Origin of the sequence: Amedibacillus dolichus DSM 3991, assembly GCF_000154285.1 — a bacterium.
GTDB lineage: Bacteria > Bacillota_I > Bacilli_A > Erysipelotrichales > Erysipelotrichaceae > Amedibacillus > Amedibacillus dolichus.
This window is the reverse complement of sequence record NZ_DS483476.1, coordinates 35941-47432: the sequence shown is the minus strand read 5'-3', so window position 1 is coordinate 47432 and position 11492 is coordinate 35941. Positions and strand designations below refer to the sequence as shown.

The 11492-nt window shown below is 40.8% G+C and carries 12 protein-coding genes; 1 reads left to right on the top strand and 11 read right to left on the bottom strand.

Translation table 11 applies throughout. From position 1 onward, the window contains the following. Positions 1-19: 19 nt before the first annotated feature. The 4 genes from EUBDOL_RS06645 to EUBDOL_RS06630 all read right to left on the bottom strand — a co-directional run bounded on the left by EUBDOL_RS06645 (position 20) and on the right by EUBDOL_RS06630 (position 3537). Entirely contained in the window at positions 20-400 is a 381-nt protein-coding gene (locus EUBDOL_RS06645) for a hypothetical protein (RefSeq protein WP_154645857.1), read from the bottom strand. 63 nt (positions 401-463) lie between these two features. Further along, positions 464-1537, bottom strand: a complete 1074-nt coding sequence (gene ftsZ, locus EUBDOL_RS06640) for a cell division protein FtsZ (RefSeq protein ID WP_004799876.1) — start codon at positions 1535-1537, stop codon at positions 464-466. A 21-nt stretch (positions 1538-1558) separates the two neighbouring features. After that, the gene (locus EUBDOL_RS06635; protein WP_004799875.1) at positions 1559-2815 is read right to left on the bottom strand and encodes a cell division protein FtsA; all 1257 of its coding nucleotides are present in this window, start codon (positions 2813-2815) and stop codon (positions 1559-1561) included. Between the two features lie 239 nt (positions 2816-3054). After that, a complete protein-coding gene (locus tag EUBDOL_RS06630; protein ID WP_004799870.1) occupies positions 3055-3537 on the bottom strand; it encodes a hypothetical protein in 483 nt (160 codons plus the stop codon). 325 nt (positions 3538-3862) lie between these two features. Between EUBDOL_RS06630 and rpmB the strand changes: the two genes are divergently transcribed. Further along, positions 3863-4054, top strand: a complete 192-nt coding sequence (gene rpmB, locus EUBDOL_RS06625) for a 50S ribosomal protein L28 (protein ID WP_004799868.1) — start codon at positions 3863-3865, stop codon at positions 4052-4054. Positions 4055-4093: 39 nt separating this feature from the next. On the opposite strand, the gene EUBDOL_RS06620 is transcribed toward rpmB, so the two are convergent. Genes EUBDOL_RS06620 through rlmN form a run of 7 tightly spaced genes read right to left on the bottom strand, consistent with a single transcriptional unit; the run spans position 4094 to position 11346 of the window. Further along, the gene (locus EUBDOL_RS06620; protein ID WP_004799866.1) at positions 4094-5713 is read right to left on the bottom strand and encodes a nucleoside kinase; all 1620 of its coding nucleotides are present in this window, start codon (positions 5711-5713) and stop codon (positions 4094-4096) included. A 50-nt stretch (positions 5714-5763) separates the two neighbouring features. Further along, on the bottom strand, positions 5764-6375 hold the full coding sequence (locus tag EUBDOL_RS06615; RefSeq protein ID WP_004799864.1) for a thiamine diphosphokinase: 612 nt from the start codon (positions 6373-6375) through the stop codon (positions 5764-5766). Continuing rightward, positions 6363-7025, bottom strand: coding sequence for a ribulose-phosphate 3-epimerase (gene rpe, locus EUBDOL_RS06610; RefSeq protein WP_004799857.1), 663 nt, complete (start codon positions 7023-7025; stop codon positions 6363-6365). The genes EUBDOL_RS06615 and rpe overlap by 13 nt, the downstream gene beginning before the upstream one ends. 12 nt (positions 7026-7037) lie before the next feature. Next, positions 7038-7904 carry a ribosome small subunit-dependent GTPase A gene (gene rsgA, locus EUBDOL_RS06605; RefSeq protein WP_004799856.1) on the bottom strand — a complete coding sequence of 289 codons (867 nt, stop codon included), beginning with the start codon at positions 7902-7904 and terminating at the stop codon, positions 7038-7040. Between the two features lies 1 nt (position 7905). After that, complete coding sequence (gene pknB, locus EUBDOL_RS06600) at positions 7906-9564, bottom strand: Stk1 family PASTA domain-containing Ser/Thr kinase (protein ID WP_004799855.1); 1659 nt, start codon at positions 9562-9564, stop codon at positions 7906-7908. Then, entirely contained in the window at positions 9557-10303 is a 747-nt protein-coding gene (locus tag EUBDOL_RS06595) for a Stp1/IreP family PP2C-type Ser/Thr phosphatase (protein WP_004799854.1), read from the bottom strand. The genes pknB and EUBDOL_RS06595 overlap by 8 nt, the downstream gene beginning before the upstream one ends. Further along, complete coding sequence (gene rlmN / locus EUBDOL_RS06590; protein ID WP_004799853.1) at positions 10303-11346, bottom strand: 23S rRNA (adenine(2503)-C(2))-methyltransferase RlmN; 1044 nt, start codon at positions 11344-11346, stop codon at positions 10303-10305. Before rlmN ends, EUBDOL_RS06595 begins: the two co-directional genes overlap by 1 nt. Positions 11347-11492: the final 146 nt, after the last annotated feature.

The following is an 11492-nucleotide window of genomic DNA, read 5'->3' as shown; positions in this document are numbered from 1 at the left end:
TTCGCTTTATTTCTCAACTTTAATGCAGCCACTGCTTATGCTTTCCAATAGCAAGCTGTTCATCAAGCATTTCCAGCATCTGCTTCATAACATCAATATCCGACTGTGTATGATGAATAAACATCTCTAAATAAATTCGTTTACAACACATCGTTTCCGTATCATATTCTACAAATGAACCACTATACGTCTGCATTGGCGCAAAGCCCTCTAAGGATAAAAAAGTAGAATGCAGATTTCCACGTACTCCTTCCATGTCAAAAAGGGCAGGGCTTGTCAGAATGATGCCTTCATCGTATTGACGGATATATTCCTGCATCACCGCATTTTCTTGTTTTGCGGCACTGATAAGAATTGGTCCGTTGCCATGAAGCAATTTATAATTTTCAAACCGGTGCAAGATCTCTCTTGCAAAATCTGTGGTTTGAAAGAACGAGTCATCAATATAATATACCTTCATATCTTAACGACGGGCAAAGAAAGAAGGAATAACTTCCTGTTCTTCATCGTCAGCAGTATCTTCAACAGTATTTACCGTTTGCTTAGGAGCGGTAAAAGACGTAGCTTTCGCTGCAGCCGGCTGTTCCTCTTGCGTATCTTCAAAACCGGTTGCAATTACCGTAACAATGATGGAATCTCCTAGCTTTTCGTTAATCGCCACACCGAAGATTGCATCTACTTCATTACCGGCAGCCTCACGAATCAATCCCATAGCATCTTCTGCATCAAATAAAGTAATAGATTCTCCACCGGTAATATTTACGATTGCATTGCGAGCACCTTGAATCTGTGCCTCCAATAACGGTGATTGGATTGCTTTTTCAGCAGCAGCACGCGCCTTGTCCTCACCCTCGGCCATACCGATACCAATCAATGCGGCACCACGATTTTGCATAATGCTGCGTACATCGGCAAAGTCCAAGTTAATAAGCGCAGGCACTGCGATCAAATCGGTAATCGTCTGTACCCCTTGACGAAGAACATTGTCTGCGGCTTGGAAAGCTTCGGAAATCGGACGGCGACCGATAACCTCGATCAGATTATTATTGGAAACAATAATAAGAGAATCTACATATTGCTTCAATTCCACTAAACCAGCTTCCGCTGCTCTTTTACGCTTAGGACCTTCAAAGGTAAACGGCTTTGTAACAATACCAACCGTTAGTGCTCCTTCTTCTTTAGCGATCTTTGCAAAAACAGGTGCTGCTCCGGTACCTGTCCCACCACCTAAACCGGTTGTAACAAATACCATATCACTGCCTTTGATTGCCTCACGAATTTCCTGCTCGCTTTCCTGTGCGGCACGTTTTCCCATTTCCGGATCCCCACCGGCACCCAAGCCTTTAGTAATTTCACGACCCAGTACCAGTTTATTTTCCACCGGTGAAATATTTAAAATCTGCAAATCGGTATTGGCAACATAAAACTCAACACCCTTAACACCTTCGCTCACCATGCGGTTTACAGCATTACAGCCACCGCCGCCAACACCGAAAACCTTAATATTCGCTACTTGGTTAAAACTTAAATCATTCATTCTTATTTCCTCGCTCTCTTCTTATTTATCATTTAGCAATATACTTTTCAATCGTTTTGTAAACCCGCCTTCATCAACGGTATTTTTACGCGGTGAAATATGCAATGCCTCATTCACCTCATCGCTTTCACAGCTTGTACGCTCATCATGGCGAATAGCTTGCTGCTCCTTCCAACAATAAAACAAACCTAAACAAGCAACATAGGCAGGATTTCTTGCCCCGATGGTTTGCGGTACATACATCTGCGCCGGTGCATTGAAAGCAGAAAGCACTTGTGAAAGGGAAGCAATCTCACAGCCTTCTCCGCTGATCAAATAGCGAACATCTCCGTTTTCAACAATACTCTCACAAGCCTCATTCACCGTTTTTATCCAAGCTAGGATACTTGGCATAACACGCTTACAAACCGCTTTTTCCGTCAGCTGTTTTTGCTCGTTTCCAACCGACCAAATATAAATCACATTATCCTTTGCCCTTGCTTCATCAAATGTGCAAGTATTTTGCAAAAGTCGATAGCTGATCTTCGCAGATAACCCACATTCCTCATGAAAAGGTTTTAGCCATTCTCCATAGCCTTGATGTAAGATTTCACTGTTTACCAATTTTCCATGAGAGAACAATGACAAGGTCGTATCCTGTCGTGCGAGATTTACCAAAATGACATATTTATCCACTGTTTGTTCAAACACCGCCGCTTCATTGGCAATCGCATACGAATCCAAACAAACATCTAGAATTTCCAAACCGGCTTTTTCAATACAACGAGCATAGGAATAAACAATTTCTTTATCGGCATAAAGCAAATCCACGCTCATCGTCAAAAGCTCACTCACCTCATCAAGCGGCATTTTTCGTGATGTGATGCCTCCTGTTATGTATTTGATACAACCGACATTCACCAATTCCAAATCATCACTCGGTTTATAAGCGATTGCCTGATTTAAACCACCTTGAATATCGCTTAAACGAATGCGCTTGCTGCTTGCCTGCGGAACTACCTGCACACGCTTGGTATGACGTTCGACATGCATGCTCGGCAATGCCAACAATACACGATGTAATGGAAAGCCCAATACTTCTTCCACTTTATGAACTGCTTTGCGAATAGCCGCTACAACTGCTTGCTCATCTACGATAAGCTTATGCTCAATACCTTGCAGCTCACATCGTTCAACACGCAATATATGAAATCGCGTTTCATAGAATTCACCGGCAACCAAACGTACTTCATGATCACCGATTTCTATGGACGCGTATATTTCCTTTTGTTCATTCATAAGGCTATAACCCCCTTATCCATATTTTCGTACAATTTCACTGCATATATCATACCATAAATAATTGCGTTTAAAAACATTTTCATCATTTTTATCTATATTTTTCCATGCTTTTTCATTTCTCTCTTTCCGCATCGTTTTCAACTCTTACACACCACCCTATAAAGAGTGCCTCATTCTTATCAAAAGGACTTTAACAATATGAAAAAAAGATGCTTAATCGCATCTTTCAATCAACATTATTTGCAAGTCATGCCACTTTCTTCCATGCCCTCTACAAATGCTTCAAGATTCATTTCATCAGTTGCTTCCGCACCTAATGCCTTAGCCAACAAATCAACATCAAAGGTTGCATGCAGTTCATATCCATTATCTGTAAATTCGTTTTTTACGAAAGTTACGCCGTCGCTTTCATCAATTCCCATAGAGGTTAAAATAGTAGTTTTCATTTGATCGGTAAGCTCTTGTTTTTGCTCATCGCTAACTTCCTTAAAGGCATCTGCCGATACTCCTAAATCCTCAAAATTAATATTGGTTTTCATGTGGATAACATCAACCTTTGATTTTTCATCTGCCGCTTCGCCGACAACATCGACAACAATTCCTTCACCGGCACTTAGCTGACATGTTTTCGTAACTTTTTCCGGAGCTTTTTCTCCTCCTCCGCCGCCACAGCCGGTAAGCACTAATGCAAGCGCTAAACAACTTAGTAGTTTTTTCATAATTTCCTCCTGATCACTTAGTGATTCTGTATAGCTATAATTTAACAAAATTACATGGTATTTGCAATACACAATGCAAAAATAACCGAATTATGGAAAAATCGGTCGTCTTTTGCCGATAAATCCTCATCTTTCTTTAAAATTTTATTCAATTTTCTTCATTTTCTATCAACATTTCAGCTGAAATATGATACAATCATCTTGCACATCTACGAATGTATAAAAAATGGAGTTTTTCAGCTTGCATTTTTTTGTAAGAAATGCTATACTATTTTAGCAAATCGTGTTTTAAACGAATGTGTATTGTACGGAAGGAGGAAACGATATGTCAAAGGTCTGTGCAATTACAGGTAAAGGTCCATTATCTGGAAACAAACGCTCTCACTCTATGCGTGCTACTCGCCGTAACTGGAACGTAAATTTACAGAAAGTTAAAGTTATCGTTGATGGGAAACCTCAAACGATCCGTATCAGTGCTCGTGCGTTGAAAACATTAAAAAATAAGAACGCTATCTAAGAGAGTAAACGAAACCCTGTCGATGACAGGGTTTTATTTTTATAAGTCGAAGATGCTGTTTCCGATAAATTCCGCTAAAATTGAATGACGTGGAATCGCAGCCTCATCACCATCTGCAAAATATTCCAATAGCTTACTTAAACGATTCGCTTCTAAATAAGCAGCGCTCTCTTTGGGGATTGCTTCTAAAAGCGGAATAACAAGCTTTTTCAAAATTGACAGTTCATAGATCATAGAGGAATTGAAAAAGACATCGGCTTCTTCTTGATATGGATAAATGTACGTATCTTCACCATCTCGTACGCTTTTCCAAGAGGCAATCGTTTCTTCGGCACTCCAACCTCGAAATTGATAATCTCTGGCAATTCTGCGAATCAGACGATAATCACTTGTTGGAATACGATTATGATCATCTAAATTTAAATGCGTAAACGCATTGATATAAATTTTAAAAATAGCGGTTGGTGGCAAATGCTCACTCGTTTTCGGATTTAAGCCATGAATCCCTTCAATGATCAAAATATCATCACGCTTTAATCGAATCCCCTTTGTATGCCACGTTCGTACTCCTTTTTGAAAATCATAGCGTGGAAGCACAACCTCTTCTCCCTTTAATAAAGCGTTAATGCTATGTTGGAAAAGTATTAGATCCACCGCCTCTAAAGCTTCAAAATTGTAAGAGCCATCAGCGTTTTTCGGTGTATCAGTGCGATTCACATAAAAATCGTCCATGGAAATTGCAACCGGCTGCTTTCCCAATAATTGCAAATGAATGGACAAACGCTTGGAGAAGGTCGTTTTTCCGGCTGAACTTGGTCCGGCAATCAAAACACAGCGAACGGGCGCTGCTCGATGTACGATTTGATCTGCAAGCTGTGCTAGTTTTTTTTCTACCATTGTTTCACTCATCAGCACCAAATCGTTCATATCACCATTCAAAATCCGTTTATTCAGCTGTGCTACATTGGAGATTCCAACCAATCTGCCCCAAGCCTCATATTCCTGAAAAACCTGAAACAGCTTCGTTTGGGCAGTAAACTGCCCTTGAGCAGAAAGCCAAATACCTTGCTTGTAAAAGCAAATCGAAAACTCCTTGAGATAGGAGGTATCCGGTAACATGATACCGTAAAAATAATCATCTACTCCACACAGCGTATAAATACTGCTCTTTTTACTTTTCCGTTGGGCTAACATATCAGCTTTATAAAGCATGCCCTTAGCTTCAAAATAAGCCGCAGCTTCCTTAGTGCTTACTACCTTACGATAAATACTTTCCTTACGTGCAATGATCGCTTTCATTTTTTTCTCGATTTCCACTACATCTAAGGGTGTGAATGTATTGGTGCATCGCACATCACAATATACTCCCTCCGATAAAGAATGCTGTGCAATGATATGCAGATCCCTTCGATATTCATGGGCTGCCGCAATCAACAAAAACAATAAGGTCCGCTCATAAATCAAACGTCCGGTTTCACTTTTTGCATATACAAAACGAAGGCTTCCTCCCTCTTGTACGCAATAGCGTAAATCATGTAGCTTTCCATTGATGATAACAGCATAAATATGTTCTTTATCAGCCTGCTTTTCCACTAGCTCATAAATACTCTTTCCTTTTTCAATTAACAGTTCTCCTTGAGCGGTTTGCATTTTCAGCATAACATCGCCTCCTTACTACTATTATTATACTCAAATAAAAAGAAAACGCATCATGCGTTTTCATCATCACTTTGAATCATCAACACTTTTCCCTCATGAACAATAATTTCTGCTTCTTGTTGAGATATTTCATTGGATACTGCAAAAATATCTCGTGGACGTAAGTGCTTTTCACACAACGGATAAGCCACTCCGCTCTCACTAATAACACTCTCTTCGATTGCGAAAAACGATAGATAGCGATATTGTTTCTGAATCGTATAACTGCCCGGCAAAAGCACCTTCATCACATTATGTTCATTCATCAAGGTTAATGGCAGATCACGATACAGCAACAAGTGCAAATTTGCTAATTCATGATCCAAGCGTCCACCTAAGCCACCGTATAAGATGATTTCATCATAACCAAGCTCTATTGCACAGCGTATCGCTTCTTCACTATCGGTTTCATTTTTCTGTATGGGTAATTGATGCACCTTACAGTTTTTTTTCAATGCGTCCAATTCCTCTTTGGTTGTGCTGTCAAAATCCCCTACCGCTAAAACCAATGGAAGCTTTTGGTGCAAACAACAAACAGCCCCATAATCAACACCGATATAATCCATACCTTCTATAATCGGTATATGCTTTGCAAGACCTGCTACCAGCATTACTTTTGCCATAACAAACGATCAACTCTTTCGTGAATATCCCCTTTAAAAACATAGCTTCCGGCAACCAAAACATCACAGCCCGCTTCCACAGCCAGTTTACCAGTTTCCTCATTGATGCCGCCATCAATTTGAATACGTGTAGCATAGCCTTTCGCATCAATTTCCTTACGCAGCAAGCGTACCTTATCAAGCATTGCCTCCATGAAGGACTGTCCACCAAACCCGGGCTCTACGGACATCACAAGTACCATATCCATTTCCTGCAAATACGGAAGCAGAACTTCCGGCGATGTTTTCGGTTTAACCGAAACACCGACCTTAACTCCCAAAGAGCGAATATGGCGACATAGTCGAATACAAGCATCAATATCCTCTACCGCCTCCAAATGAAAGGTGATGATATCGGCACCCGCTTTAGCGAATACATCTGCAAAAAATACCGGATCGCTTACCATGATATGAACGTCCATGACCATATCCACTGCTTTTTTAAATCCCTTCAAAATATCCGGTCCAAACGTCAGATTCGGTACAAAATGACCGTCCATGACGTCAAAGTGCAGCCATTTCGCATGTCTGCTGTTCAATTCCTTCAGCTGTTCCTCCACACGTGCAAAGTCCAATGATAAAATTGATGGTGCTATAACCAATTCCTTCATATCCTAATCCTCCTAATACTTTATTTTACGCTGCTTGATCACAGCCACAATATCCACATAATTTTGATAACGAATTCGTGATATTTTCCCTTCCTCGACCATCTTCATAATATAGCAATCCGGTTCCTTTTCATGAATACAGTCTTTGAAGCGACACATTCCTAAATAATCTTTAAAATCCGGTATCCGCGCTGCCAGCTTAGCGATATCCATATATTGAAAATCCATGGACGAAAAGCCCGGAGTATCGCCAACCCAACCACCGGCCACCGCATGCAGCTCACAATGTCTTGTCGTATGCTTACCACGCCCTAAGGCTTTGGAAATCTCTTGTGTTTGTAGCTGAAAACTTGGCTCAATACGATTCAACAAGGAACTTTTCCCCGCACCGCTTTGTCCACACAAAACACTGATTTTGCCCTGTAAAGCACACACGAGCTTATCATCGTCATAACCCTTTCCGGATAGATATAGCGCATAGCCGCTTTTACGATAATCCTCGATTTGAGCATAAATAGGATCATCTTTTTCAACCAGATCCATCTTTGTGAAACATAGGATCGGCTGAATGTTTGCATATACAACTTGAAAAATCAAGCGATCGACTAATGTCGTAGAAAAATCGGGATCTTTGGCAGACATCACAATGATCGCTTGATCTACATTCGCAATGGAAGGGCGTATAAGCTCGTTTTTACGTGCCAATACCCGTTCAATTGCCCAACGATCATCATAATGCTCGATTTCCACCATATCTCCAACCACCGGAGATTTTGCTTTGCGCAGCTTCCCCATAGCCACACAGATAAAGCGTTGTTTATCTTCGTCCAATACCTCATAGCGATTGGATACAATTTTTATAATACGTGCCTTTTTCATATCAATAAAACCGTATCGTTATGACGCTTTCTCCGTCTTGCGTATATGCTGTCCCTTCTTTAGGATCAACCTCAACGACAACCCCCGGCTTGATCTTAGCTTTTTCCTCCTCGCTAAGATCACTGGCATCTAATTGTTCCAGCACCGGCTTTACTCCGGTTTTTTCTTCAATCAAAGCAACCGCTTCTTGATAAGGAAGTCCGATGATTCCCTCAATCACATACTGCATATGTTCGGAAACCGTTACGTTTAAGGTATATTCCTTTTCCGGATCAAGCTTTTCGCCAATATCAATACCACTCTGTGCCAAAATTCTTCCCGGCAAAATGCCTGAGCGCTGTTCCTTTGTTACATGAAGCTTCAGCTTCGGCATCGCTGCTTTTAGCTCTGCCTCCACTTGCGCAAGCTCTTCATTGCGATAATCCTTCATCACAAAATAGGTTCCACGGGAAATACTTAGTGTGATGGTTTGCGATACCCTTGCCTTTTCTCCCACCTTCGGAGATACCTTGATTACATATCCCTTTTCAATATTGTCGGATAATTCTTCCTTAATTTCGATATTTTCTTCCTCAAATCCACTTTCTGTCAAAGTCTTAATAGCTTCCTGCTTAGTTTGAGCAGTTGTAATATTAGGAATCATGATACTTTTTTCATGTCCGAAGGCAAACCACAGCAGCACTGCGGCAATAACAACACAAATCAAGCTAACTGCAATCACGATCGTTTTATTCAGCCGTTTTGTTTTTTCCTCTTCTAAAGAGGAGCTTTCCGCTGTTTCCTTATGCATAATACGTGTCGGATCATCTTCAGCGGTAAATTTCAGCTTATCCACATGGGCATATTCCGGCTTTAAGCAGCACTCCAAATCATATAGCATTTCCTTCGCACTGTGATAGCGCTGCTCACGATTTTTTACCGTAGCACGTAGGATAATATTTTCTACTGCCTGCGGTAATGTCGGATTAAATTCACATACACTTGGAATCTCCTCACGTAAATGCTTCATTGCGATTTGTACCGGATTATCACCCTTAAACGGCACACTGCCGGTTAATAGTTCATAAAAAACAATTCCCAATGCATAAATATCCACCTGTACTGTCGGAGCCTCACCTCGTGTTGTCTCCGGAGCTAAATAATGAGCACTTCCAAGCACTGCATCATTTTGTGTCAGCTGTACGGCATCATGTGCCAACGCAATTCCAAAATCGGTAATCTTGATTGTTCCATCATCTTTTACCAAAATATTTTGCGGTTTAATATCCCGATGGATAATATGATTTTCATGTGCATGTTCTACTGCACTGGTAAGCTGCTTCATGATATTTACAGCTTCCTCCTTATGCAAGGCACCACGCTGAGAAATCAACTGTTTCAATGTACGCCCGCGAATATATTCCATTACGATGTAATGCTTTCCTTCATATTCGCCTACATCATATACATCAACAACATTGGGGTGATTCAGCTTACTGACGGCACTTGCCTCTCTTTGAAAACGAAGCAGGGTAACCGGATCTTTGCTAAGCTCCCCACGTAAAATCTTAATCGCAACCTCACGGTTTAAAATGGTATCAATTGCCAAATAAACATCTGCCATGCCGCCTTCTCCAAGTAAGGATACCAGCATGTAGCGCTCTGCTATCATTTTATCCATGTATGCTGCCCTCTCTTTCCAATACAATAGCACTGATATTATCAAAGCCACCGGCATCGAGTGCTTTCTGAATTAGCAAATTAACCTTCTCCTCTGCACTTATCGATTGTGCTAAGATTTCACGAAGCACATCTTCATGTACATAGCCATGCAGCCCATCGCTGCAAATCAACAAGGCCTGATAATCGTTTTTGATCTTATGAATATCAATACGCACCTGATCCCATATTCCCAACGCATTGGTCAATACGTTGCGATTGGGGTGCTTGGCAGCCTCCTCCATGGTAATTTGGCCATTTTTCAAAAGTGCGGCAATATAGGAATGATCCTCTGTTAAACAAAGAAAATCCTTTGCATATAAGCCATAGGTACGAGAATCTCCGACATTGAAGATATAGGTTCCCTGCTCACAAACAAGCACACCGACCAAGGTCGTACCCATACCTTTCAAGCTGCGCTTTTTCGCCGATTGCATAAAGATCAAATCATTGGCCTCGCGAATGGTCGTTTCCAGCCAACGCTTTACATCAACATCTTGCAAGCACTTCGGCATGCTTTTAAAACGATCCTTCACATGCGCACATGCCATTTGACTGGCTACCTCACCGCCATTGCCTCCACCAATTCCATCGCACACGATTGCCAATAACACTCCATCTCTTTCCTCCAAAAGAAAAGTATCTTGGTTCAATGCACGCTTATATCCGATATGTGTTTTCCCGAAACTATGCAACGTCATCACGCATCTTCCTTCCTTAAATGCTTTACACGCAGCTGTCCACATGCCGCATCAATATCGGCACCATGCTCCTTACGAATCGTACAGCGTATACCGCGCTTCATCAAAGCATCGTAAAATACCATTGCTTCCTCGTATTTTACACCTAAAAAGCCATTTTCATCTACCGCATTATAAGGTATTAAATTTACATAAGCATTTAAGCCCTTCAACAATTTTGCCAACTCATTGACTTGCTTCATGCCATCATTTACACCCTTTAACAGAATATATTCAAAGGTCAAACGACGATTGTTTTCGCTTGTATAATAACGAATTGCCTGCATCAATTCCTCCAAAGGATACGCCTTGTTGATCGGCATCAGCTGATTTCTTAATTCATTGCTTGGCGCATGCAAAGAAATTGCCAAATTATATTGTGTATGTTCCTTTGAAAAATCATAAATACGCGGTACTACACCACATGTTGAAATCGTAATATGACGCGCTCCGATACCTAAGCCTCGATCATGATTCACCGTTCGTAAAAAATTCATTACATGATCATAATTATCAAACGGTTCTCCGGTTCCCATGACCACGATATGACTTAAGCGCTCCTTTTGTGCATCTAAATCACGCTGCACATACAGCACCTGTGAAACCATCTCTCCGCTTGTTAAGTCTCTTTTTTTCTTGGTCAGACCACTGGCACAAAAGGCACAGGCCATATTACAGCCAACCTGTGAAGTTACACATATACTTTTTCCATAATCAAACTGCATCAAAACACTTTCGATCAAAGAACCGTCCTTTAAAGCAAATAAATATTTGGTTGTCCCATCACTTGATACCTGCTTATCCCGCAATTCAAGATCGGTCAATTCATAATTTTCTGACAAAACTCTTCTTGTTTCCAAGGAAAGATCACTCATTTCATCAATTGATGCGACACGCTTACGATACAGCCATTGAAAAATCTGATGACCGCGAAACTTCTTCCAACCATGTGCAAGTGCCATCTCTCCCATTTCATCGTAATTAAAATCATATAAACTTTTCATGCTATCACCGTTTTCTATTTTACCACATTTACATATAGAAAAGCACTACTTTCCCATTGGAAATAAGCAAGTATTACACGCATGATGTATGAAACTATAAAATAACTAAAAAGTATACAAAATTGATAGAAATACACAATTCGCAC

Coding starts and splice junctions, on each gene's coding strand:
- EUBDOL_RS06620 (WP_004799866.1), bottom strand. CDS start 5,713: ATGCTGAAAATGCAAACCGCTCAAGGAGAACTGTTAATTGAAAAAGGA.
- EUBDOL_RS06630 (WP_004799870.1), bottom strand. CDS start 3,537: ATGAAAAAACTACTAAGTTGTTTAGCGCTTGCATTAGTGCTTACCGGC.
- rlmN (WP_004799853.1), bottom strand. CDS start 11,346: ATGAAAAGTTTATATGATTTTAATTACGATGAAATGGGAGAGATGGCA.
- EUBDOL_RS06615 (WP_004799864.1), bottom strand. CDS start 6,375: ATGGCAAAAGTAATGCTGGTAGCAGGTCTTGCAAAGCATATACCGATT.
- rsgA (WP_004799856.1), bottom strand. CDS start 7,904: ATGAAAAAGGCACGTATTATAAAAATTGTATCCAATCGCTATGAGGTA.
- EUBDOL_RS06635 (WP_004799875.1), bottom strand. CDS start 2,815: ATGAATGAACAAAAGGAAATATACGCGTCCATAGAAATCGGTGATCAT.
- EUBDOL_RS06595 (WP_004799854.1), bottom strand. CDS start 10,303: ATGACGTTGCATAGTTTCGGGAAAACACATATCGGATATAAGCGTGCA.
- ftsZ (WP_004799876.1), bottom strand. CDS start 1,537: ATGAATGATTTAAGTTTTAACCAAGTAGCGAATATTAAGGTTTTCGGT.
- rpe (WP_004799857.1), bottom strand. CDS start 7,025: ATGAAGGAATTGGTTATAGCACCATCAATTTTATCATTGGACTTTGCA.
- pknB (WP_004799855.1), bottom strand. CDS start 9,564: ATGGATAAAATGATAGCAGAGCGCTACATGCTGGTATCCTTACTTGGA.
- rpmB (WP_004799868.1), top strand. CDS start 3,863: ATGTCAAAGGTCTGTGCAATTACAGGTAAAGGTCCATTATCTGGAAAC.